The sequence below is a fragment of the Micromonospora sp. NPDC126480 genome, from assembly GCF_040302465.1.
Lineage (GTDB): Bacteria > Actinomycetota > Actinomycetes > Mycobacteriales > Micromonosporaceae > Micromonospora.
On the sequence record NZ_JBEORU010000018.1, the window covers coordinates 19,371 to 42,227 of the forward strand.

The window sequence follows — 22,857 nt, forward strand, 5'->3', positions numbered from 1 at the left end:
ATGCTGGGCCCCATGACGCGCACCCTCGTCGTCAAGGCCACCGCGGGCGTGGACGCCCCCGAGCGGTGCGCGCAGGCGTTCACGGTCGCGGCCACCGCGGCGGCCGCCGGAGTCGACGTCTCGCTCTGGTTGACCGGCGAGTCGACCTGGTTCGCCCTCCCCGGACGGGCCCAGGAGTTCGAGCTGCCGCACTCCGCTCCCCTCGCCGAGCTGCTGCACGTGATCCTCACGACGGGCAGGGTGACCGCCTGCACGCAGTGCGCGGCGCGGCGGGACATCGGCCCCGGTGACGTGCTGCCGGGCGTCCGGATCGCGGGCGCGGCGGTCTTCGTCGAGGAAGTGATGGCCGAGGACGCGCGCGCGCTCGTCTACTAGCCGCGGAACCGGCCCGGCAAGTCGGGCCAATGCTTACGATTCGGAATGTGACCGAGGCGACGGAGCGGTTCTTCGAATCACTGCCGATGCAAGCCCCGGAGATCCTGCGCGGCCTGGTCCGGGGGACCCTCCAGATCGACCTCTCCCTGGGCAACCGGACCGAGCACTGGCGGGTCCGGATGGAACCGGGCGCCATCGAGGTGAGCCGCCAGCGCGGCCCCGCCGACGCGATCTGGTACAGCAGCGAGGACCTCTTCGACCGGCTCGTGACCGGTCAGGCGCAGAGCATCTCCGCGGTGCTGCGCAACGAGTGCACGTTCAGCGGCAATGTCGTGCTCTTCCTGGCCTTCCGGCGCTTCTTCCCGACCCGGCCCGGCACCCGGGATCCGCGCGCGGTGGCCCGGGAGAAGGTCGGACGGCTGCGGTGAGGCCGCTGATCAGCATCCTGGACGGAAACACCTTCCTGGTCAGCGACCGTCGCGGTGACATCGAGCCGGCGCTGGACTTCCCCACCGGGCTCTTCTCCTTCGACACGCGGTTCGTGTCCACCTGGTTGCTGACGCTGGACGGGGAGCGGCTCACCGCGCTGTCGGTGGACGACGCCCTGTCGTACCGGACCCGGTTCTTCCTGGTGCCCGGCGAGCCCACGCACTACCTGGACGCGAAGGTGTCGGTGATCCGCAGCCGGGCCATCGGCGCCAGCATCACCGAGGAACTCACCGTCCTGAACCACGGCGGCGAGGCGGCGGACTTCAACCTCCGGCTCGACATCACCGCCGACTTCGCCGACATCTTCGAGATCAAGAACGTCCGCAGCAAGCACGGGCGTACCACCGCGACGGTCGGCGAGAACGAGCTGCGGCTCAGCTACCGGCGCGAGGCGTTCCACCGCGAGACGATCATCCAGACGAGCAGCCCCGGCGAGATCGACGTGTCCGGGATGACGTTCCGGATCCACGTCCCGCCGCACGGCGAGTGGACCACCGCGCTGCACGTGTCCACCATCGTCTACGGCGCCCGGGGCGAGGACATCCGGCAGAGCCTGCCGTCGTTCAGCGGCACCCGCGACGCGACCGCCATCGAGGCCGAGCAGCACGCGTTCGTCGAGCGCGCGCCGAAACTCGCCTGCGACTGCGAACCACTGGCCACGGCGTACCGGCGCAGCCTCAACGACCTGGCCGCCCTCCGGTACGAGTCGCTCACCCTCGGGGCCCGGCTGCTGGCCGCCGGGCTGCCCTGGTTCATGACGCTCTTCGGGCGGGACAGCATCCTCACCTCCCTGCAGGTGGTGCCGTTCCTGCCCGAGCTGATCCCGTCCACGATGCTGGTCCTCGCGGGCCTGCAGGGGTACCGGCTGGACGACTTCCGGGACGAGGAGCCGGGCAAGATCCTGCACGAGCTGCGCTACGGCGAAACCGCCGGCTTCGAGGAGCAGCCGCATTCCCCCTACTACGGCTCGGCCGACGCCACCCCGCTCTTCGTGATCCTGCTCGACGAGTACGAGCGGTGGACCGGCGACCGCGAACTCGTCATGCGGCTGGAGGCGTCGGCCCGGGCCGCGCTCGCCTGGATCGACACGTACGGGGACCTGCTCGGCACCGGCTACCTCTGGTACGACACCCGCAACCCGGAGAACGGGCTGCGCAACCAGTGCTGGAAGGACTCCTGGGACGGCGTCTCCTACCGCGACGGCCGCCTTCCGGAGTTTCCCCGGGCCACCTGCGAGCTGCAGGGGTACGCGTACGACGCGAAGTTGCGGGGCGCCCGGCTGGCCCGCACGTTCTGGAACGATCCCGAGTACGCCGACCGGCTGGAGCGGGAGGCCGCCGACCTCAAGATGCGGTTCAACCGCGACTTCTGGATCCCGGACCGGGAGTACTACGCGCTGGCGCTGGACGCCGACGGGCGGCAGGTGGACTCGCTCACCTCGAACATCGGCCACCTGCTGTGGAGCGGGATCGTCGAGGAGTCACGCGCCCGACACGTCGCCGAGCACCTGCTCGGTCCCCGGCTCTTCTCCGGGTGGGGGGTCCGTACGCTCGCCGACGACCAGGGCCGGTACAACCCGATCGGCTACCACGTCGGGACGGTGTGGCCGTTCGACAACTCGATCATCGCCTGGGGGCTGTGGAAGTACGGCTACCGGGAGGAGGCCGCGACGATCTGCGAGTCGATGCTGGCCGCGTCCCGGTTCTTCGCCGGCCGACTGCCCGAGGCGTTCGCCGGCTACGAGCGGCGGCTCACCGAGTTCCCGGTCGAGTACCCGACCGCGTGCAGCCCGCAGGCCTGGTCCGCCGGCACCCCCCTGCTGCTGCTCCGGGTGATGCTCGGCCTGGAGCCGCAGGGCGAGCACCTGATCATCGACCCGCACGTGCCGGAGGGCATGGGCCGCATCGAGCTGCTGGACATCCCCGGGCGCTGGGGCCGCGTCGACGCCCTGGGCCGCAGCCGCACCCCGCACGACTCCAGCCGGGGGCACTGACCGGGGACAGCCGCGTCAGCCGGCGCAGCCGGTGGAGACCGCCAGCTGAAGCTGATCGCCAGTGGCGTCGGCGACCACCACGTCCGCACCGCTCCGGTACGCGTACACCTCGGGGGTGTCGACGAGGACGGCGCCGGCGGCCGGCGGCGCCAGCGCATCCAGCGTCTCCGGCCCGGGGCCGGCCTCCGCCCGCTGGGTCCACGCCTTCGCACCGCCGGGGCAGGTCACCGCGATCCGGTCCGCGTGGTCGGGAACCGGGCGGCCCAGCGCCCGCAGCGCGGCTTCCAGGGCCGGGCCCGGCGGGTGTCCGATCAGCAGGTCGGCGAACTCGACGTCGCCCGGGCGGCAGCCGGTCACCACCGTGAACCGGACCCGGCCGGGGTCCGCCACCTCCCCCTCGACCAGGACGAACTCGCCGGCGTCGGCCCGCAGCAAGGGGCCGTCGGAGGTGTCCCGCACGCCGGCCCGCCAGCTGTCCGGCAGCGCGTCGGCGACCCGGTCCAGCACCGCCCGCTCACCGCCCTCGGCGACCAGGACGTCCACCCCCCGGGTCAGCTCGGTGCCGTCGCTGAGCGGGGTTACCCGGCAGCCCTTCTCGGCCCGCGCCGGGGTCATCGCCCACGCCGTGCCGTCGAGCGCGGCGACGATCCGGCCGATCGCCCGGTCGACCACCGGCGCGGCCTGGCCGATGCTGCGCTGCTCGCGCACGGTCGGCTCGTCGGTGCGGACCGACCACCAGGTCAGCGCCGTCAGCAGGACCGCCCAGACGGCCGTCCCGACGAGCAGCCAGCGCAGTGCGCGCGAGCGGCGCCGCGGGCGCTCGGGACCGGACGGCGCGGCGCACCCCGGGTGGACGGCGTTCACCGCGCCATCGTGTCACGCAGCCCCAGGCCGTTGCGTGAGCGGTCCACGGGGCCGTTGTCGACCCTCCGGCCGGTGCTGCACTGGCGCCTTCCGGCCAGTAGTGCTGTTTGACAACGCGGGCTTCGACCGTCCGTAACCCAGGCTGATCATTAAGGGCGAGCCACGTCCTTTAGCAATGCCGCTATGCGCGATATGCCCAGAGTGCCTGACTGCATTCCGCCCGGCTGCCCGGCTAGTGCCGCGTCTTTGAACGTTGATCGTGTAATCCATCGCTTTCGAGGACCTGTCAGTCAGGCTGTCTCCCGACGTTTATGGGAGGTGGTGGCCGGTGGATAGACCCGCACAAGCACCCCGAGGTCCGCGCCTGGTGCGCAGCCAACCAGGTCGACCTGGTGTTCCTACCGACCTACGCGTCCTGGCTGAACTGGATCGAAGCCGAGTTCGCCGCGGTCCGGTACTTCGCCCTCAACGGCACCGACCACCGCAGCCACGCCGAACAGGACGCCGCCATCGGCGACTACATCCGCTGGCGCAACCAGCACGCGAAGCCGAAAACCGCATTCGCCACCGGATCCAAGATCCGCCACCCGGATTACCCGTTCCAGGCTGCATGACGGGGCACTAGGTCCGTCAATCGTCGATTTAGGTGTCGATTCATATTTGACGTTGCCGTTCATGGCAATCTTTGATATTAACGACATGCACAGGCGTCGAACGATCAGCTGCACTGACTACGGGGAAGGGGCCTGATCATTGCTGGAGTTTCGCGTCTTAGGACAACTCGAGGTTACTTCCGACGGCCATCCCGTCTCTATCGACACGGCGCACAAGCCACGACTTGTACTCGCGGTGTTACTGGCGCAGTCCGGGCAGGCCGTCTCGACCGAGAAGCTCATCGACGCCGTCTGGGGTTACGCTAATCCACCGGCGTCAGCACGACGCAACGTCCAACTGTACGTGCATCGGTTACGCCACGCACTCGGAACTGCGGCGATCACGAGCAGCTTGGGTGGCTATGTGATTGCCAGGGATGCAGCCCTTGATGCGAGGCGCTTTCAGGCTTTGACCGAAGAGGGAGGGCGAGCGCTGGACAACGCCTGTCCCGAATCAGCAGCCAACCTCCTGCGGGCCGCGTTAGATCTGTGGCGAGGGGATGCGTTCGCAGAGTTTGCCGAGTGCGAGTTCATCGCCAATGAGATTGCACGGTTGGACCAACTGCATCTCACCACTTATGAAAAATGGGCGGAGGCGGAACTGCTGTTAGGACGGCACGCAGATGTAATCGACCCACTAACAAGACTGAAACTTAAGCACCCGTATCACGAGGGGATACGAGCCCATCTCATGGCCGCGCTCCAGGGAGTTGGTCGACAGGCAGACGCTCTTCAGATCTTCCGTGAGACGCGCAAGTTGCTCTGCGAGAAACTCGGGATCGAGCCGGGAGATAAGCTACAGCGAGTGCACCGGGACATTCTTCGCGGGGCAAGTTAGCGATCTCCTTCACCTACGCGACCTGAGAGCGGGCATACCGGTACCTTTGGTCCCGACGTTTCCCCGGTATCCGGTCGGATACCGGGGAAACGTCGACCAAGCGCGATTAAATCCACGGACCGTGGCCTAACCGAGGCGCCCTCGGTACACGTCCGTCAACGTCACCTTCTCAACGGTATACTGCGGGCCACTCTCTGGCACGACGGTGTTAGAGGTCCGGACGACGCCGGGCGGATCGACGCGCGGGCCGGGGGCAGTCGAGAGCAAGGGCGGCGCCGCCAACTCCTTCGGATTCACGATTTGACCGGTAGGCCTGCCATCAGGCCCGACCACGCCAACCGTCTCGGGAAGCTTAGCGACATCGACAGTTCCATCAGGCATGACCCAAGCGGGCAGAGGAGGCACGTCGGCGGCGTCGGCGTTGTTGGTTCCGGCTCCTGAGATGATTGTAAAGCGCTCGGCGCCGGACCACACCGAGCCACCCTGCCAACTATTATCCCGCCAAACGAAAACCTGACCCATAGTGCCCGACCAGCCGGTGCCACAGGCGATGCCTAGCTTCCACGTGTAGGAATTGGAGGCCGACTGGGAACGGTTGTACAGGAACCCGCTATCTCTACACAGGTACCAGCTGCTGCCGTTCCACTTCCAGTTCTGAATCGATGTCGCCAGCCATCCAGCCGGCCGATCGTACAGCCAGGCACAGTACATTGGCGGATACCAAGCCCAGCTTGAGGAGACGTTCGCCACATCCGATGCTATGCCGGCGGTGCCCTTCCAGTCGACTACGGCCTGTCCCCACAGGCAGTCGTTGGACGACCTGAAGAGGTAGAGATCGTCAGAGGTGTAGGCGCTAGCAGGGGGTGCCGCAAGCGCAACGATCGCTGCGGTGACGGCAGTTACCACACCTGCTCGCGCAAATCTGAAAGCCATTTATCCTCCCCGTAGTTGTGTTTGGCCATGGTGACAGTCCTCGATGTTGGTATAGGGCGTGTATATTGCCCAGGGTCCGCGACCAACACGATGCGCGCTCGGCTCAACCGCAGCCACTGACGATCGAGGTACCGAGCATCCGCGTCGCGAGGCAGGGACCCTGGCCGCCGGGAGCCGTTTATGTGACACACTCTTGATCAGCCTGCGCACGTGGTCGGAGGTCGCCGTGGTCGCATCCGAATCAGTTTCAAGTGCCGGGCCCCCAGCCGCCCGCGGCTGGCGGTCTGGCGATTGGGCCAGTGCCGCGTCCCGCGTGCTTCTGCTCTTGGTCCTTCTCGTCGGCGCGGTCGCCGTCGTGGCTTCGGTCCGCCCGGCGGAGCGGTCCGAGCCGGATCTGGCCGCAGATCTCGCCGCAGGTCGGGTCACCTATCTGGATTACGACCGCGGCGACGGCAGGGTCCGGTGGGCGAACGGCTGGTGGCGGTGGAGTACGACGTCACTAATGTCGTTGACGGGGGGCGGCGAGCAGCCGTCCGCCGTCGCTCCGCGGAGCGATGCGGCGCTAGCGTGGCTGGACCGCCAGATCCGCGCGTCAGGTCATCACGTGCCGGTAAGCATCCGCGAAGACCACGAGCCCGGCTGGTGGCCAGCCGAGGTCGCCTGGGAACCGCTCCAGGCAGCAACTGTGGCCGCCTGGTTCGGGACGTTCCTGATCATGCTTTTCAGCGCCCACCATCGATACGCCAATCGTTGGGCGTGGTTCTGGCTATTCACCGTCGGCCAGGTGGGCGTTCTGCTCTACCTCGTGCTGGAACCGCAACCGGTTTGGCGGCCACGGTCCTGGCCGCCACGCACCGAACGAGCGCCGCTGGGCGGGGGAATCGGCTTGATATGGGCGATTCTCTTGTCGATCGCGGCCAGCCTGGCGGGGTTAAGTTGATCTTCGACGTCCAAGGGCCTGATTGCACCGGCTGGCGCGCGGCAGCCTGCGCGTGCGGTCGGTGTGAGTGGCGACCCTGACCCTTTCCGAGCTGCCCGGCGTCGAGCAGGGCCTGTCCTCACCCGCTCTCCGGGGTGCAGACGAGTCGGTAGCCGACCCCGCGCACCGTCTGCACCCGGGGGCCGCCGGACAGCAGGCGCAGCTTGTGCCGGAGCCGCTTCATGGCCGAGTGCAGGATCGCCGTGTCGCCCAGATAGGCGCCGCCCCAGACCGAGGCGAAGAGCCGCTCGTAGCTCCACACCCGGACCGGCGGGCTCACCAGCCGGGCCAGCAGCTCCCGTTCGGTGCGGGTCAGCGCCAGCGGTCGGCCACGCCAGGTCACCAGGTGACCGGGCCGGTCGACGACGAGCTCACCGCAGCGCACCGGCGGCTCCACCGACGCCGGTGTGGTGGCCGGTGGCAGGTCGGCGGACGGCTCCGGAAAGAGCATCGCCCGCAGCTCGGCGAGGTCGGCGCAGCTCACCACCGGGCCCACCCCGTCGAGCCGGCGCAGCACGTGCTCGCGCACCGCCACGTCGGGACTGACACAGACGAAGATCGGAACTCCCCCACCGGACACGCTGCCTCCCCGGGCCGTCCGCGCTGACGTGAAAAGCCCCCACCCGTCGACGACATCGACGGGCGCCCGTGGGTCAGCGTATCGGTCAGAATCGCGCCCCGTCACTGACCAGGTACTGACCGAAACATTTCATTGATCGTGGTCTGTAATCCCACGAGCATGGCTTTCGCGGGGCCGGAACCGACCGGATCCGCGGAACGTGGGGAGGGAACAGTGTTCGTACGACCATCCGCGCGGCCCCGCCTCTGGCGGGTCGCCGTCGCGCTCGGCGCGCTCGTGCTGGGGCTGACCGCCCAGCCCGCGCTCGCCGCGTCGCCCGCCGGCACACCGGCCCGGGCGACCGTCGCGCCGGGCCTGCTCGACGGGCTCACCGCCACCGGCAGCACGACGTTCCTGGTGTACCTGCGGGAGACCGCACCGCTGGCCGACACCGCGAAGCTGCGGGACGCCGACGGCCGGGCTCGGGCCGTGCACCAGCTGCTGACCGGCACCGCCGAACGCACCCAGCGTGACCTCCGGAAGCTGCTGGACGCGCGGAAGGCGGAACACACGTCGTACTGGATCGCCAACGCCCTCCGCGTCCGCGGCGACCGGGCCCTGATCGACGAGATCGCGCGCCGGCCCGAGGTCGCCCGCATCGAGCCCACCCGCAGCTACCCGCTGGTCCGGCCGACGCCGGCCCCGGCCGGCCGGGCCGGCACCAACGCGGTCGAGTGGGGCCTCACCGACATCGGCGCACCGCGGGTGTGGGACGAGTTCGGCGACCGCGGCGAGGGCGTCGTGGTGGCCAACATCGACAGCGGCGTGCAGTACGACCACCCCGCGCTGGTCAGCTCCTACCGGGGCAACCTCGGCGGCAGCTTCGACCACGCCTACAACTGGTACGACCCGGCGGGCGTCTGCCCCAGCCCGGCGCCCTGCGACAACAACGACCACGGCACCCACGTGATGGGCACGATGGTCGGCGACGACGGGGCCGGCAACCAGATCGGTGTCGCCCCGGGCGCCCGCTGGATGGCCGCGAAGGGCTGCGAGACGAACACCTGCTCCGACGCGTCGCTGCTCGCCGCCGGCCAGTGGATCCTGGCCCCGACCGACCTGAACGGACAGAACCCCCGGCCCGACCTGCGTCCGGACATCGTCAACAACTCGTGGGGCGGTGACGGGGACGACCCCTGGTACCAGCAGACCGTCGCCGCCTGGCGGGCCGCCGGCATCTTCCCGGTCTTCTCCGCCGGCAACGACGGCCCGGCCTGCGGCAGCGCCGGCTCCCCCGGCGACTACGAGACCTCGTACGCGGTCGGGGCGTACGCGTCGAACGGCACCATCGCCAACTTCTCCGGTCGCGGCTCCGGCACCGACCCGCTCAAGCCGAACATCGCCGCCCCCGGTGTGGCGGTCCGGTCCAGCGTGCCCGGCGGCGGCTACGCCGCGTTCAACGGCACCTCGATGGCCGCACCGCACGTCGCCGGCACGGTGGCACTGGTCTGGTCGGCCGCGCCCAGCCTGCGCGGGGACCTGGCCGCCACCGAGGCGCTGCTGGACCTGACCGCGCGCGACGTCGACGCCACCGCCTGCGGCGGGACCGCCGCCGACAACAACGTCTTCGGCGAGGGACGCCTCGACGCGTACGAGGCGGTGCGCACCGCCCCGCGCGGCGCGGTCGGACGGGTCACCGGCACGGTGACCGCGGCCGCCGACGGCGACCCGGTCGCCGGGGCGACCGTCGGCGACGGCACCCGCACCGTCACCACCGGCCCCGACGGCCGGTACGCGTTGACCGTCCCGGCCGGCGAGACCACGGTGACGGTCACCGCGTACGGCTTCGCGAGCCAGTCGGCCACCGTCACCGTCGCCGAGGGCGCGGCGGTCACCCGGGACTTCGCGCTGGTCGCCAGCCCGACGGTCACGCTGGGCGGCCGGGTCACCGACGGGTCCGGGCACGGCTGGCCGCTCTACGCCCGCGTCGACGTCGCCGGCCGGCCGGGCGGCCCGGTCTTCACCGACCCGGTGACCGGGCGCTGGTCGGTCACCGTGGCCGGGGACGCCACGTACCGGATCACCGTCACCGCCCGCTACCCCGGCTACCGCACGGTCACCCGGGAGGTTCCGGTCGGCGCCGACGCCACCACGGTCGACGTGGCGGTCCCGGTCGAGCCGGCCTGCACCGCCGCCGGTTACACCGGCAGCTTCGGAGCCCCGCTGCTGTCGCAGAGCTTCGACGGCACGTCCACGCCGGACGGCTGGTCCGTGGTCAACCGGACCGACAAGGGCGGCTGGGCGTTCGACGACCCCGGCAACCGGGGCAACCTGACCGGCGGCACCGGCGGCTTCGCGATCATCGACAGTGACGCGCTGGGCTCCGGCAACACCCAGGACACCGACCTGGTGACCCCGGCGGTGGACCTGTCCGGGGCGCCCGCGCCGGTGCTGCGATTCCGCAGTGACTGGCGGGCCGTCGGGGTGACCGACACCGCCGACATCGACGTCTCCACCGACGGCGGCGCGAACTGGACAAACGTCTGGCACCAGACCGCCAGCCGGCGCGGCCCGCGGGTCGAGGAGGTACCGCTGACCGCGGCGGCCGGCGCCGCGGACGTCCGGATCCGGTTCCGCTTCAAGGGCACGTTCGCCTGGTGGTGGCAGGTCGACGACGTCGCCCTGGTCAACCGGGACTGCACCCCGGTGCCCGGTGGTCTGGTGGTCGGCACGACCACCGACCGCAACACCGGCACGCCGCTCAACGGCGTCACCGTGACCAGCGTGGACCAGCCCGCCGACAAGGGCGTCTCGGCCGCCACGCCGGACGACCCCAACGAGCCGGACGGCTTCTACTGGCTCTTCTCCGGCCTCACCGGGACCCACCCGTTCACCGCGGCCCGGACGCCGTACCCGCCGGTCACCCGGGACGTCACGGTCGTCGCCGACGACGTGCGGCGGGCGGACTTCGCGCTGGCCGCCGGGCGCCTCACCGTGACGCCCACCCAGGTGGAGTCCCACCAGCCGTACGGCAGCACCCGCAGCACGAGGGTGACGGTGAAGAACACCGGCACCGCGCCGGCGACCGTCGAGGTGCTGGAGCGGGCCGGCCGGTTCGAACTGCTGAACCGGAAGGGCGCGCCGCTGCGCGAGGTCACGCTCAAGGGCATCAGCAAGGCGCGCACCGGCACCGCGTACGGCGGTGGCACGCCGGAGGTCGGTACCTCGGCGGACGACGCCTGGACCCGGATCGCCGACCTGCCCACGGCGGTCTTCGACAACTCCGCCGCCTGGCTGGACGGCAAGGTGTACTCGATCGGTGGCGGCAGCGGCACCGCCGCCGAGCGGAAGGCCTGGGTCTACGACCCGGACACCGACGCGTGGACCGGGCTGCCGGACCTGCCGGGCGCCCGCTCGAAGCCGGGCGTGGCCGCGATGGACGGCAAGATCTACGTGATCGGCGGCTGGGGCGCCGACGAGGACACCGTCGCCACGGTGGACGCGTTCGACCCGGCCACCGGCACCTGGAGCACCGTCCCCGGGGCGACCAACCCGACGCCGGTCGCGGCAGCCGGAACGGCGGTCGCCGGGGGCAAGGTCTACCTCGTGGGCGGCTGCACCGACGGGGCCTGCGCGGAGACCGACCGGCTCGTGGTGTTCGACCCGGACACCGGAAGCTTCACCACCGGCGCGCCCTACCCGCACCCGGTCGCCTGGCTGAGCTGCGGTGGCATCGGGGCCCAGGTGTACTGCGCCGGCGGCACCGGCGGCAGCGACTACACCGACGCCTACCGGTACGACCCGGCGGCGGACACCTGGACCCGGATCGCGGACCTGCCTCTGGACCTGTGGGGCTCGCAGTACGCGTCGGCCGGCGGGATGCTCGTGCTGGCCGGCGGAATCACCGGCGGGTCGACCGCGGTGACCAACCGGACGGTCGGGTACGACCCGACGACCGGTAGCTGGCAGAACCTGCCGAACACCGAGTTCTCCCGGTACCGGGGCGCCGCCGCGTGCGGGGCGTACCGGATCGGCGGCTCGCCCACCTCGTTCGTCGGCTCCGTGCAGAGCGAGCGGCTCGGCGGCCTGGAACAGTGCGCGGAGGAGGCGGACCTGCCCTGGCTGACCACCTCGCCCGCCAGCTTCACGCTGGCGCCGGGCGAGTCCCGCCGGGTGACCGTCACGCTCGCGGCGACGGCCGCCGCCGGCGTGGCGCAGCCCGGACGGTACGCGGGTGAGCTGGCCTTCGCGGCCGACGTGCCGTACCCGGTCCCGCCGGTCAAGGTGGAGATGAACGTGTCGCCGCCGGCGAGCTGGGGCAAGCTCCAGGGCACGGTCACCGGGGTGACCTGCGGCGGGGTGACGGTCGGCGTACCGGCGACGGTGCGGGTGAACCTGGTCGGCGGCAGCGCCGGCTACACGCTCACCGCCGACGGTCAGGGCCGGTACGCGTGGTGGCTGCCCAAGGGCCGCTACGACGTGATCGTCGCCAAGGACGGCTGGATCCCCGAGGTGCAGCGCACCCGGGTCGAGGCGGGCTTCGTCGGCACCCTCGACTTCAGCCTGGACCCGGTGACAGCCTGCACCAGGGCAACGGGCATCTGAGGTAGTGGTGGCCGGCGGCCCTCCGGGACCGCCGGCCACCACTATGCCCGCCGGTCATCATCGGGATCACCACCGATGAGCGCCGAGCTACGGGGGGCCACCTCTCTCGGTTCAATCGCACAACCGCGGCGTCCTACCCACCCGGGGAGTGGTGGCCCTTGACCTTGAGCCCGATGCGGCCGGATAAGGCCGCCGGGCCCGGGCGGCTTACGAGTAGACGTCCTTGCGGTGCCCGGCGCAGGATCGGAGACCAGGCCGAGGATCGCGCTCAGGACGGTCAGGAAGACGTTGCGTGGCTGCTTGTGCAGCCAGACCAGCACGTCCCGGTCGATCTGAACCTTCACGCCGCCTCACCGCCGGCCCTGTCGGCCAGCAGCGCCTCCACCTCACGAGGATCGACCCCGAGCGCCTCCAGGGCCGCCGACAGCGGCACGAACTGACCTTCGGCACGGGAACGAGCGATCACCGCAGCGTCCCTGCGGTCCCGGAACGCTTCGATCTCCTCCCACTCGTCGATGCCGACCAGTACGGCTACAGGCCGTTCGTACTTGGTGATGATGACAGGCTCCCCGGTGCGCTCAACCCCGTCCAGCACCCGGCCCGCGCCATCGCGGAACTCTCGCAGCGTGATCCTTGCCATGGGTCGAACTGTACCATGCGGTACCCTTTGATCTTCGCGATGAGAAGCAGGGCCGCCAACCTCAGATGGGTTTCGATCATCGCCGCACTCGTCCGCCGCAACTTCGGGGAAGATGCTGCCTCGCGCGTGATCGAGGCAGCATCTTCCCCGAAGTTGTGCGGATCTTGAGGAGGCGGCGCGGGGCGGCGCGGTCGCCGGCGCCCGTCGACAATGGTCGGTATGGGTGTTCGGTACGACGAGGTGCTCGGTCCGTTGCGGGCGGCGTACGACGCCCGCGCGGGCTGGCGTGACGGGCAGCGCAAGGAGCCGTGGAAGCTGGCGGAGCGGCAGGCGTTCCGGCAGCGGCTGGCACCCGGCGCGCGGCTCCTGGAGATCGGCGCCGGAACCGGGCAGGACAGCGCCTACTTCCAGGCGGAGGGCTTCGCCGTCGTCGCGGCCGACCTGTCGGCGGCGATGGTCGAGCACTGCCGGGCCAAGGGCATCGAGGCCCACGTCAGGGACTTCCTGCACCTGGACTTCCCGCCCGGATCGTTCGACGCGGTGTTCGCGATGAACTGCCTGTTGCACGTGCCCAACCGCGACCTGCCCGCGGTCCTGGCGGCGGTCCGGGCGGTCCTGCGCCCCGGCGGGCTGTTCTTCGTCGGCGTGTACGGCGGGAACGAGAGCGTTGAAGGCCCGATCGACGGCGATGAGCACGTGCCACCGCGCTTCTTCTCGTGGCGCACCGACGAGCAGTTGCTCGGCTTCGCCGTCGACGCGCGGTTCAGCGTCGTCGACTTCCACCCCGTCGACACCGGCCGCGGCTACCGGTTCCAGTCGCTGACGCTGCGCCGCCCGCCCTCGGCTGCCGAGTGAGCCTTACGGCTTACGGAGCCACGTCTTCGGATCGGTCACGAAGATGCCCTTGCCCTGCCGTCGGTCGATCACCCCCAACGCCTCCAGCCGCACGTTGACGAGCTGGATCGTGGACGGGCTGACGCGGTACAGCTCGCAGAGCTGAGCAATCGAGGGCAGTTTGTCCCCCGCCTTGTACCTGCCCGACCTGACGTCGGCGATGATCTCGTCGGAGATCCGGATGTAGTCCGGTGTCGCTGGCATGTCACTCCTCGCGTGGCACCTCCGATTCGATCACGAGGAAGACAAGGGCGACAAGCTCCATCCCTTCCTTGCATACCTTGCCTTCCTCATATAAGTTGAGCGGCGAGCGCTCCTCGCGTGGCAACGAGTAGGGCTCGATCCCCCGGTCGGGGTGGGCACGACAGGCTCACCCCGGCCCACCGGTCGCTCGGGAGAGGTGGTCGACGTGCGCAACCCGTTCCGACGCTTTCGCCGAAACAGGGCTCCGGTGCCGGTCGGAACCGGCAACGCGGGCGGGCACTACCGGTCGGCGGCGTACCGGCCGTTGAGCCCGGGACAGGTGCGGGAGCGGCAGTTCGCGCGGGTGCGGCGCGGTGTCGACGCGACCGAGGTGGAGCTGTTCCTCCGCCGGGTCGCCGACGACCTGGCCGCCCTGCACGCCGAGCTGGGACGCACCCGCGACGAGAACATCCGCATCAAGCGGGCGTTGCGCGACTGGCAGTCCCGGTTCACGCCGGGTGTGCGGGCGTGACCGCCCCGCACGTCGAGGACCGCCCGCGCTTCGTCGTCCACCTGACCATCCGGGCGGCCGGCCCGATTGCGGCCCACAATCTCGCCCGCGCGTTCGCCCGTTCCCTCGACTTCGTGCCCGAACTGGTGACCGGGGAGACGACGGTGTCCGTGGACGGCGCACCCGACGTACACCATGAGGTCTTCTGCGATCGCTTGATGGCCGCCGGCCGGCGCTGCCTGCTGGCGCCCGGCCACGACGGCGGCTGCTCCTGACGACGGCTGCGGCCCGCCGCCCCGGAAACGGGGTGGCGGGCCGCGAGCCGGTCAGAGCGTGGGTCAGTTGGCGACCGTGACGGCCACCTCGTTGATGCCCCTGGCGGCGGTCACGGCGGTGTCGCCGTTGCCGTGGCGGGAGAGCGCCCGCAGCGTCCACGAGCCGGGGGCCGCGAAGAAGCGGAACTGCCCGGCCGGGGAGGTGACCACCTCGGCGGTGAACTCACCAGTGGAGTCGAGCAGCCGGACGTACGCGCCCGGCACCGGCTCGCCCTCGGCGGAGCTGACGACACCGGTGATGACGGTCTCCTTCTCCAGGTCGAGGCTGGCGGGCAGCGGGGCGGCCTGGTCGGGGGCGGCGCAGCCGGCGGCGGTGGGAGCGGTCATCTCAGGCCTCCCCCGGCTCGTCGCCGAGCGCCACGGGCACACCGACCAGCGAGCCGTACTCGGTCCAGGAACCGTCGTAGTTCTTCACGTTGCGGTGGCCGAGCAGCTCCTGGAGCACGAACCAGGTGTGCGAGGAGCGCTCGCCGATGCGGCAGTACGCGATGGTCTCCTTGCCGTCGTCCAGCCCGGCCTCGGCGTAGATCCTGCGCAGCTCGTCGTCGGACTTGAACGTGCCGTCCTCGTTTGCCGCCTTGGACCACGGCACGCTGAGCGCGGTGGGCACGTGGCCCGCGCGCTGTGCCTGCTCCTGCGGGAGGTGGGCGGGGGCGAGCAGCCGGCCCGCGTACTCGTCGGGGCTGCGCACGTCGACCAGGTTCTTCGTGCCGATGGCGGCGACGACCTCGTCGCGGAAGGCCCGGATGGTGTTGTCCGGCTCCTGCGCCACGTACTGCGTCGCCGGGCGGGACACCGCGTCCTTGACCAGCGGGCGGGCGTCCAGCTCCCACTTCTTGCGGCCGCCGTCGAGCAGCTTGACGTCACCGTGCCCGTAGAGCTTGAAGTACCAGTACGCGTACGCGGCGAACCAGTTGTTGTTGCCGCCGTAGAGGACGACGACGTCGTCGTTGGCGATGCCCCGCTCGGAGAGCAGCGCCTCGAACTGCGTCTTGTTGACGAAGTCCCGGCGGACCGGGTCCTGCAGGTCGGTCTTCCAGTCGAGCTTGATCGCGCCGGGCAGGTGGCCCGCGTCGTAGGCCGAGGTGTCCTCGTCGACCTCGACGAAGACGACGCCCGGGGCGTCGAGGTTCTTCTCGGCCCAGTCGGCCGAGACGAGTGCGGTGTCGCGACTCATCAGATCACTCCCTGGTGAGGATGGATGGTGAGCCAGCGCGCGGGCAACGATAAGTGTCGGTGGCGCTCCGCGCGCGGGACCCATGGCTTCTTGAAACGGATTCACGGGTTCGTGCGACGGCGCCGCTGCCGGGCGTTGCGGTGGGAGCACCGGAAGGGTACGCAGACCCAAGTGCCGGAAGGCCGCTCAGGCGGCCGAGGACAGCCCCGCCGTCAGATGACGGGGCGACACAGGCAGGTGGCCACGCGGCACAGGTCGACCGCGCGCCGTTTGGTGAGGAGCGTCCCCATGGCCAGGGAGCCTACCAGCGATCCCGCCTGGTGTGACCGCGCCGACCAGCATCCGGGACGTGGCTCAGCTCACCGCGTTGATCGGCACGTCGGCCGCCTCGGCGGCGACCTGGAGCCCCTCCGGCAACGGCCGGACCTCCCGGACGGTGAGCTGGAACGGCAGCTCCGGCAGGGGCACGTCGATCGAGATGCTCTGCGCGTAGTTGTTGAGCAGGGTGCGGGCGAGCGGCACGTTGGGCAGCCCCTCGGCGGTCAGGTCGTTGAACCGCAGCCCCACCTCGCCCTGCTCGTTGACCTCGATGTCGGCGGCGCCGGTGACGGTCAGCCGCTGCCCCAGGATGTCGACCGGAGCGGTCACCGCGAGCCGGCCGTCCCGCTCACCGAGTTGCAGCCCTTCGCGGTCCAGCAGGGCGGCGAGGCTGTCGTAGCTGATGATGCCGGTGCCGTCGACGGTCTCGGCGACCACCTCGCCCTGCCCGGAGCGGAGGGTGTCCAGCGAGGCGGTCACGTTGCGGGCGTCGATGTCGAGGGTGGGCAGTGCCACGACGTCACCCTGCACCGGTCCCCGCACCTCGCGCAGCCCGATCGAGATGCGCTCGTACCGGCCGTCGAGCACCTGGGTGAGGAACGGGAAGCCGGCCACCTCGACCTCCGGCGGGGAGGACTGGGCGTCCTGCTTGGCGATCTCCTGCCGCACCTGGTCGGCGATCGTCCGCTCGGCCATCCCGGCCGCGACCCGGTCCGCCACCGCCAGGAGCCCGGCCAGGACCAGGAGCAGGACGACGAGGACGACGAGAGCCCGACGTCCCCGCCGCCGGGGCCGATCCTGGTACGCGTACTCCTGCGTCACGGCGCCTCCTGTCGTCCAGCCGGTGCCGCGTCGCGGCACAGCCGTCCTACCCGAACGGGCGAGATCTCAATCAGAGCACCAACTTGCACATGGCGTACGCGGCCGGCGCGGCCAGGGCGAAGCCGGCGAGCGGCCCCTGCATGTGCCGGGCCACCCACATCGTGGGCTGCTCACCGGCCATCAGGCGGCCCGCCTCCGCGTACCCGACGGCGAGGTCCGCCAGGACGGCGGCGACGGCCGCGACCAGGCCCATGATCGCGGCGCGGGTCGGTGTGAACGGGGCGACCAGGTAACTGCCGAGGACCGCGCTGACCAGGGTGCCGACCATCGCGCCGCCGACCACGCCGGCCGCGCCACGGGGCACCTGCGGGGCCAGCCGGGGCCAGGCGGCGAACCCGTCGGTGAACCGCGCGACGGTGAGCGCGACGCCGGCCGCGGCGAGGCAGACCGTGCTGGCCTGGGTGCCGCCCGGGATCCGGCTGAGCACGATGAGCGTGCCGAACGCGACCACGCCGGCCACGATCAACGCGGTTCCGCGCAGCGAGTCGGTGACCCGTACCCGGTCCACCCGGCGGACCAACTGGCCGAGGACGGCGGCCACCAGGCCGGCCAGCAACACCTGCAGGAGTGGCATCAGCCGGGCCTCGCCGCTCCGCACCGCGACGGTGTCGGCGGCGACCGCGGCGACGGCGCTGACCCCGGCCACCACCGCCAGTGCCGGCGGCCGGGCGGCCATCGTCCAGGCCAGCACGGCGAGCAGTTGGACTCCGAGGACCACCGCCGCGAACGGCAACCGGTGGCCCGGGCCGCTTGTCTGCGCCGCCAGCACGAGACCCGTCCCGAGCAGCGCGGCGAAGCCGGCGACGCTCAACGACAGCGAGCGCCGCACCTCGACGGGCGGGGTCGCGACCTCGTCCTTCTCGTCGCCCGGGTCGAGCACCGGGCGGCGCCCCGGCTCACCGTCGCGCCGGGCCCGGCGGGGGCCGCCGCGTTCCGGCCGCTCCTCGTCGTCACCGGGTCGCGGCGTGGTCGACGGGCCGGTCTCAGGCGTGCTGGAGGGAAACACCCACCGATCGTGCCAGACCCGGCGGCCGGCATGGAGGGCACGGTTTCGGCGACGTTAAAACCTGCGCCGCGATCAAGGGCACAACGGGCAAACAGGAAACGACTGGAAGGCTCAGCCGGGGCGATCGGTTACGCTCAAGCCGTTACCCGCCCGTCAGCGACGCCGGGACCCACGCAGTTTCCCAGCGCCACCCGCGAGGAGTGCGCCGCTGGTCGCGCGGCCACCACGCCGCCGGGACGGAGGTGATCGTGGAGATCCTGCTGCTGGTCACGGCGCGCGCAGGTGAACCGTCGGCCGTGCTGCCGGCACTCGACCTGCTACCGCACTCGGTCCGCACCGCGCCACGCGACGTGCGCACCCTGGTCGCGGGCCCCAGCCCGGACGCGGTGCTTGTCGACGCCCGCTCCGAGCTGAGCGAGGCCCGGGCGACCTGCCGCATGCTGCACGCCACCGGGCTCGGCGTGCCGCTGGTCGCGGTCGTCACCGAGGCCGGCCTGATCGCGCTGAACGCCGACTGGGGCGTCGACGACGTCATCCTCGCCTCGGCGGGCCCGGCCGAGGTCGAGGCCCGGCTGCGCCTGGCCGTCGGCCGGCTGAGCAACGCGATCGCGGGCACCGGCGGCTCGATCCGGGCCGGCGAGCTGACGATCGACCCCGACACGTACGCCGCCAAGCTCAAGGGCCGGCCGCTGGACCTGACGTACAAGGAGTTCGAGCTGCTCAAGTTCCTGGCGCAGCACCCGGGCCGGGTGTTCACCCGGGACCAGCTGCTGCGCGAGGTCTGGGGGTACGACTACTTCGGCGGCACCCGCACGGTGGACGTCCACGTCCGGCGGCTGCGGGCGAAGCTCGGCTCGGAGTACGAGTCAATGATCGGCACCGTCCGCCAGGTCGGCTACAAGTTCGTCGTACCGCCGTCGCGGTCGCTTCCGGATACGGAGCCGGCACCGGTCACCGTCTGATCTGTCCTCACCTATTCGCCCTTTTTGCCCAGGTGGCCGGCTCTATTCTGATTGCCGGCAACGGGGCGGAGGGGGCGACGGTGCGTGCAATGACCACGGGGGCGACTGTTCGGCACGGGTGGGCGGGATGAAGCGGCTGTCGCCGGCCGCCCGGTCCCTCGGCACCGTGACGCTTGTGCTCATCGCGCTGCTCGGCTCCGCGTACGCGATCGGCCGCAGCCTGGTGCCGGACCGGCCGCCCGCCGGGGTCACCACCGCCGCCACCGGCCCGCACTACGCCGACCAGGAGCGCGCCCGCAGCACGGACGGGCCGGACGGGCGCGGCCCGGCCGGGACCGGGCAGAGCCCCGACCCGGAGCCCAGCCCCGAGCCGACCGTCGTGAACGGCATCGCCACCTACGGTGCCCGCAGCACCACCGGAACCTCCACGGTGGCCCTGACCTTCGACGACGGGCCCGACCCCCGGTACACCCCGCAGGTCCTCGCGATCCTGCGGGAGTTCCACGTCACGGCCACCTTCTGCGTGGTCGGCGAGATGGCGAGCGCCCACCCCGACCTGATCCGGGCGATCGTGGCCGACGGCCACACCCTGTGCAACCACTCCTGGAACCACGACGTGGCCCTCGGCTCCCGGTCCCGGGAGCGCATCCAGGCCGACCTCCTCCGGACCAGCGAGGCGATCCGGGCGGCCGTGCCGGACGCGCCGATCGCCTACTACCGGCAGCCGGGCGGGGCATGGACGTACGCGGTGGTTGCGGTGTCCCGGGAGCTCGGCATGACGCCGCTGCACTGGACGGTCGACCCGGCGGACTGGCGCGCGCCCGGCGCCGGCCGGATCGCGTCGACGGTGCTCACCGGCGTGGAACCCGGCGCGGTCGTGCTGCTGCACGACGCCGGCGGTGACCGGCAGGGCACGGTGGACGCGCTGTACCGGATCCTGCCGGACCTCACCAGCCGGTTCCATGTGGAGGCGCTGCCGCCCGGCACGACGTGACGGGCGGCGGGCTACGGTGAGCCGATGAGCAGCGCCGAACCCACCAGCGACCGGGTGCTCCGGGCCGACCGACTCGGCCCCGCGGAGATCACCGACGTGCTGGCCCTCGCCCGGGCCGCCGGTGACGCCGACGGCGCCGACCCGTTCGACGAGCACACCCTGCTGCGGCTCCGCGACCCGGACGCGCCGGCCGCGCACCTCACGGCCCGCGCCGAGGACGGCACCCTGACCGGGTACGCGCACCTGGACACCACCGACCCGGCCGGCGGAATCGGGGTGGAGCTGGTGGTCCACCCCGCCCACCGCCGGCGGGGGACCGGACGTGCCCTGGCGCGCGGGGTGCTGGCGACCGCGACCGGTCCGCTGCGCGCCTGGGCACACGGCGACCACCCGTCGGCCGCCGCCCTCGCGGTGGACCTGGGCTTCCGCCGGGCCCGGGTGCTGTGGCAGCTACGCCGCCCGCTCACCGCCCCGATCCCCGAGCCACGCCTGCCCGACGGGGTGACACTGCGCGCCTACCGGCCCGGCGCGGACGACGACGCCTGGCTGGCGCTCAACGCCCGGGCGTTCGCCGACCACCCCGAGCAGGGCCGGTGGACCGCCGCCGACCTGCGAGTACGCCTCGACGAGCCGTGGTTCGACCCGGCCGGTTTCCTGCTCGCCGTCGATTCGGCGGGGCGGCTGATCGGCTTCCACTGGACCAAGGTCCACGAGCGCCCCGGCTCCGGCCGCATCGGCGAGGTGTACGTGCTCGGCGTCGACCCCGGCGCGCACGGCGGCGGGCTCGGCAAGGCGCTGACCGCCGCCGGCCTGGCGTACCTGCGGGACCGGCGGCGGCTGGACCGGGTGATGCTCTACGTCGACGAGTCGAACGTCGCGGCGGTGGCCCTGTACGAGCGGCTCGGCTTCGCCCGCTGGTCCGCGCACGTCAACTACCGGTTGGACTGACCGGCGCCGCCACCGCCCCCGGCACGAAGCGGTAGCCCAGCCCTCGGACGGTCACGATCAACGGATGCCGGGCGTCGGTCATGAGCCTTTTACGCAGGCGCTTGACGTGCACCGTCAGCGTGTTCGAGGTGTCACCGGTCGAGCCGCCCCACGCTGCGGACAGCAACTGCTCCCGCGTGACGGTCCGGTCGGCGTGGGTCATGAAGAAGTAGAGGAGCTTGAACTCCTTCAGCGGCAGGGCCAGTGGCCGCCCGTGCAGGGTGACCTCGTAGGTGGCCGGATCCGCTCGGAGGCCGCCGAGTTCGATCGGTGGATCGAGGCTACCGGCGGTCTCCGGCCTGATCGCGCGCAGAATCGGCATCACCTCGTCGGCCCGGTATGGACGCCGCACGCAGGCCGTCGCACCAGCCTTGAGCGCCGCGACCACCACCGCCCCGTCCTCGTCCCCGACCCCGACGACGGTCGGGATGCCGGCCCGCCCGGCCAGCAGGCGGACCAGCTCGGTGCTGGTCATCGTTGTCAGCCCGGCGGCCACGACTGCGGCGTCAGGCTGAAGAGCACCGGCAGCCAACAACGCCTCCGCGGCGTGCGGGAAGTGATGGCCGTGGACGCGATGTGTCGCCAGATGTCCGACCAGTTCGGCTCCCACCGTCTCGTCGTCGTCCACGACGAGCAGCACGAAGCGCCCGTCGGATCGGATGTCGCCCTTGGTGATCCCGACGAGGTTGTTCATCGGCACCGGCTCCGGTTCAACTTCAAACCCTCGACCGCCGTGGCCGGGGGCCCGTCGATCATCCGAAGCGGCCCGTGATGTAGTCCTCGGTGCGCTTGTCCGCCGGGTTCGTGAACAGCTTGCCCGTCTGGCTGAACTCGACCAGGCGACCGTGGCGCTCCTGCCTCTCGTCCACCTCCGCGGTGAAGAACGCGGTGTAGTGGCTGACCCGGGCGGCCTGCTGCATGTTGTGCGTGACGATGACGATCGTGTAGTTGTCCGACAGCTCGAACATCAGATCCTCGATCTTCGCCGTGGCGATCGGGTCGAGCGCCGAGCAGGGCTCGTCCATGAGGATGATCTCGGGGCGGACGGCGATCGTCCGGGCGATGCACAGCCGCTGCTGCTGACCACCGGAGAGGGCCAGGCCGCTGGTCTTGAGCTTGTCCTTGACCTCGTCCCAGAGCGCAGCGTCTCGCAGCGCCTTCTCCACCAGGTCATCCATGTTGGCGACCTTCATGCCGGTGACCCGCGGGCCGTAGGCCACGTTGTCGTAGATCGACTTCGGGAACGGGTTGGGCTTCTGGAAGACCATGCCGATGCGGCGGCGGACCTCGATCGGGTCGACGTCCTTGGCGTACAGGTCCTGGCCGTGGTAGGTGACCGAGCCGGCGACCCGGGCGCCAGGGATGAGGTCGTTCATCCGGTTGAGTGACCGCAGGATTGTCGACTTTCCGCAGCCGGAGGGCCCGATCATCGCCGTGATCTGCTTCTCCTGGATCGGCATCGACGTGCCACGCACGGCCTCGTACTCGCCGTAGTAGACGCTGACGCCGGACAGCTCCATGACCGGGGCCGCCACGTCGGGCTGCCGCATCCCGGTCCGTTGAGCGCCCGTCCCGGCGATGTTGACCCCGGGACGGGTGGTGGTGTCGGGGTGGTTCACGGTGGTCACCTCTGAATCGTGCGGGGAGCGACGGTGGAGCGGCTGGTAGGTCATCGACGTG

Annotated in this window: 25 protein-coding genes and 1 pseudogene; 13 read left to right on the forward strand and 13 right to left on the reverse strand. The window is 71.1% G+C overall.

Features of this window, described 5'->3' with window-relative positions; genetic code table 11:
- The 3 genes from ABTW87_RS17945 to ABTW87_RS17955 are packed head-to-tail and all read left to right on the forward strand — an operon-like array spanning position 1 to position 2,857.
- Complete coding sequence (locus tag ABTW87_RS17945) at positions 1–375, forward strand: DsrE family protein (RefSeq protein ID WP_350651943.1); 375 nt, start codon at positions 1–3, stop codon at positions 373–375.
- 47 nt (positions 376–422) lie between these two features.
- Positions 423–803, forward strand: coding sequence for an SCP2 sterol-binding domain-containing protein (locus ABTW87_RS17950; protein ID WP_350651944.1), 381 nt, complete (start codon positions 423–425; stop codon positions 801–803).
- On the forward strand, positions 800–2,857 hold the full coding sequence (locus tag ABTW87_RS17955; protein WP_350651945.1) for an amylo-alpha-1,6-glucosidase: 2,058 nt from the start codon (positions 800–802) through the stop codon (positions 2,855–2,857). The genes ABTW87_RS17950 and ABTW87_RS17955 overlap by 4 nt, the downstream gene beginning before the upstream one ends.
- A gap of 15 nt (positions 2,858–2,872) precedes the next feature.
- Here the strand turns inward: ABTW87_RS17955 and ABTW87_RS17960 are convergent, their stop codons facing one another.
- Positions 2,873–3,721 carry a hypothetical protein gene (locus ABTW87_RS17960; RefSeq protein ID WP_350651946.1) on the reverse strand — a complete coding sequence of 283 codons (849 nt, stop codon included), beginning with the start codon at positions 3,719–3,721 and terminating at the stop codon, positions 2,873–2,875.
- A gap of 392 nt (positions 3,722–4,113) precedes the next feature.
- Here ABTW87_RS17960 and ABTW87_RS17965 point away from each other — a divergent pair, with 392 nt between their 5' ends.
- Together ABTW87_RS17965 and ABTW87_RS17970 are read left to right on the forward strand one after the other, a co-directional pair.
- Positions 4,114–4,335 carry a transposase gene (locus ABTW87_RS17965; RefSeq protein ID WP_502891608.1) on the forward strand — a complete coding sequence of 74 codons (222 nt, stop codon included), beginning with the start codon at positions 4,114–4,116 and terminating at the stop codon, positions 4,333–4,335.
- Between the two features lie 139 nt (positions 4,336–4,474).
- Entirely contained in the window at positions 4,475–5,212 is a 738-nt protein-coding gene (locus ABTW87_RS17970) for an AfsR/SARP family transcriptional regulator (protein ID WP_350651948.1), read from the forward strand.
- 126 nt (positions 5,213–5,338) lie between these two features.
- Here the strand turns inward: ABTW87_RS17970 and ABTW87_RS17975 are convergent, their stop codons facing one another.
- Positions 5,339–6,145 carry a hypothetical protein gene (locus tag ABTW87_RS17975; protein ID WP_350651949.1) on the reverse strand — a complete coding sequence of 269 codons (807 nt, stop codon included), beginning with the start codon at positions 6,143–6,145 and terminating at the stop codon, positions 5,339–5,341.
- Between the two features lie 313 nt (positions 6,146–6,458).
- On the opposite strand from ABTW87_RS17975, the gene ABTW87_RS17980 reads away from it, so the two are divergent.
- Positions 6,459–7,085: a hypothetical protein gene (locus ABTW87_RS17980; protein WP_350651950.1), complete on the forward strand. Its 627-nt coding sequence runs from the start codon at positions 6,459–6,461 to the stop codon at positions 7,083–7,085.
- A gap of 118 nt (positions 7,086–7,203) precedes the next feature.
- Here ABTW87_RS17980 and ABTW87_RS17985 read toward each other — a convergent pair whose 3' ends face one another.
- A complete protein-coding gene (locus tag ABTW87_RS17985) occupies positions 7,204–7,659 on the reverse strand; it encodes a winged helix-turn-helix domain-containing protein (RefSeq protein ID WP_350652038.1) in 456 nt (151 codons plus the stop codon).
- 258 nt (positions 7,660–7,917) lie between these two features.
- On the opposite strand from ABTW87_RS17985, the gene ABTW87_RS17990 reads away from it, so the two are divergent.
- Positions 7,918–12,288 carry a S8 family serine peptidase gene (locus ABTW87_RS17990; RefSeq protein ID WP_350651951.1) on the forward strand — a complete coding sequence of 1,457 codons (4,371 nt, stop codon included), beginning with the start codon at positions 7,918–7,920 and terminating at the stop codon, positions 12,286–12,288.
- A gap of 179 nt (positions 12,289–12,467) precedes the next feature.
- On the opposite strand, the pseudogene ABTW87_RS30235 reads toward ABTW87_RS17990, so the two are convergent.
- Both ABTW87_RS30235 and ABTW87_RS17995 read right to left on the reverse strand, forming a co-directional pair.
- Positions 12,468–12,632 (reverse strand): annotated as a pseudogene (locus ABTW87_RS30235) (type II toxin-antitoxin system RelE family toxin); the annotation flags it as partial.
- Positions 12,629–12,928, reverse strand: a complete 300-nt coding sequence (locus tag ABTW87_RS17995; RefSeq protein ID WP_350651952.1) for a type II toxin-antitoxin system Phd/YefM family antitoxin — start codon at positions 12,926–12,928, stop codon at positions 12,629–12,631. The gene ABTW87_RS17995 and the pseudogene ABTW87_RS30235, both read right to left, overlap by 4 nt.
- A gap of 210 nt (positions 12,929–13,138) precedes the next feature.
- Here ABTW87_RS17995 and ABTW87_RS18000 point away from each other — a divergent pair, with 210 nt between their 5' ends.
- Positions 13,139–13,783: a class I SAM-dependent methyltransferase gene (locus ABTW87_RS18000; protein WP_350651953.1), complete on the forward strand. Its 645-nt coding sequence runs from the start codon at positions 13,139–13,141 to the stop codon at positions 13,781–13,783.
- A 3-nt stretch (positions 13,784–13,786) separates the two neighbouring features.
- On the opposite strand, the gene ABTW87_RS18005 is transcribed toward ABTW87_RS18000, so the two are convergent.
- Positions 13,787–14,026 carry a winged helix-turn-helix domain-containing protein gene (locus ABTW87_RS18005; protein WP_350651954.1) on the reverse strand — a complete coding sequence of 80 codons (240 nt, stop codon included), beginning with the start codon at positions 14,024–14,026 and terminating at the stop codon, positions 13,787–13,789.
- Positions 14,027–14,222: 196 nt separating this feature from the next.
- Here ABTW87_RS18005 and ABTW87_RS18010 point away from each other — a divergent pair, with 196 nt between their 5' ends.
- A complete protein-coding gene (locus tag ABTW87_RS18010) occupies positions 14,223–14,537 on the forward strand; it encodes a DivIVA domain-containing protein (protein WP_502891603.1) in 315 nt (104 codons plus the stop codon).
- Positions 14,534–14,791 carry a hypothetical protein gene (locus ABTW87_RS18015; RefSeq protein ID WP_350651956.1) on the forward strand — a complete coding sequence of 86 codons (258 nt, stop codon included), beginning with the start codon at positions 14,534–14,536 and terminating at the stop codon, positions 14,789–14,791. Before ABTW87_RS18010 ends, ABTW87_RS18015 begins: the two co-directional genes overlap by 4 nt.
- Before the next feature lie 63 nt (positions 14,792–14,854).
- On the opposite strand, the gene ABTW87_RS18020 is transcribed toward ABTW87_RS18015, so the two are convergent.
- The 5 genes from ABTW87_RS18020 to ABTW87_RS18040 form a co-directional block, all read right to left on the reverse strand.
- Positions 14,855–15,178 carry a DUF1416 domain-containing protein gene (locus ABTW87_RS18020; protein WP_350651957.1) on the reverse strand — a complete coding sequence of 108 codons (324 nt, stop codon included), beginning with the start codon at positions 15,176–15,178 and terminating at the stop codon, positions 14,855–14,857.
- 1 nt (position 15,179) lies between these two features.
- Positions 15,180–16,028 (reverse strand): sulfurtransferase, encoded by an 849-nt coding sequence (locus ABTW87_RS18025; RefSeq protein ID WP_350651958.1) that lies wholly within the window; start codon positions 16,026–16,028, stop codon positions 15,180–15,182.
- Between the two features lie 212 nt (positions 16,029–16,240).
- Positions 16,241–16,318: an Ms5788A family Cys-rich leader peptide gene (locus ABTW87_RS18030; protein WP_311202345.1), complete on the reverse strand. Its 78-nt coding sequence runs from the start codon at positions 16,316–16,318 to the stop codon at positions 16,241–16,243.
- Between the two features lie 64 nt (positions 16,319–16,382).
- Positions 16,383–17,168, reverse strand: a complete 786-nt coding sequence (locus ABTW87_RS18035; RefSeq protein WP_350651959.1) for an LmeA family phospholipid-binding protein — start codon at positions 17,166–17,168, stop codon at positions 16,383–16,385.
- A gap of 70 nt (positions 17,169–17,238) precedes the next feature.
- Entirely contained in the window at positions 17,239–18,234 is a 996-nt protein-coding gene (locus ABTW87_RS18040; protein WP_350651960.1) for a hypothetical protein, read from the reverse strand.
- Positions 18,235–18,476: 242 nt separating this feature from the next.
- Here ABTW87_RS18040 and ABTW87_RS18045 point away from each other — a divergent pair, with 242 nt between their 5' ends.
- From ABTW87_RS18045 to mshD, 3 genes are all read left to right on the forward strand, one after another.
- Positions 18,477–19,196 (forward strand): winged helix-turn-helix transcriptional regulator, encoded by a 720-nt coding sequence (locus ABTW87_RS18045; RefSeq protein WP_350652039.1) that lies wholly within the window; start codon positions 18,477–18,479, stop codon positions 19,194–19,196.
- Positions 19,197–19,323: 127 nt separating this feature from the next.
- Positions 19,324–20,190, forward strand: coding sequence for a polysaccharide deacetylase family protein (locus ABTW87_RS18050; protein WP_350651961.1), 867 nt, complete (start codon positions 19,324–19,326; stop codon positions 20,188–20,190).
- A gap of 24 nt (positions 20,191–20,214) precedes the next feature.
- On the forward strand, positions 20,215–21,138 hold the full coding sequence (mshD, locus tag ABTW87_RS18055; RefSeq protein WP_350651962.1) for a mycothiol synthase: 924 nt from the start codon (positions 20,215–20,217) through the stop codon (positions 21,136–21,138).
- On the opposite strand, the gene ABTW87_RS18060 is transcribed toward mshD, so the two are convergent.
- Entirely contained in the window at positions 21,119–21,871 is a 753-nt protein-coding gene (locus ABTW87_RS18060; protein ID WP_350651963.1) for a winged helix-turn-helix transcriptional regulator, read from the reverse strand. The genes mshD and ABTW87_RS18060 overlap by 20 nt on opposite strands.
- A 58-nt stretch (positions 21,872–21,929) precedes the next feature.
- Entirely contained in the window at positions 21,930–22,850 is a 921-nt protein-coding gene (pstB, locus tag ABTW87_RS18065; protein ID WP_350652040.1) for a phosphate ABC transporter ATP-binding protein PstB, read from the reverse strand.
- Between the last annotated feature and the right edge of the window lie 7 nt (positions 22,851–22,857).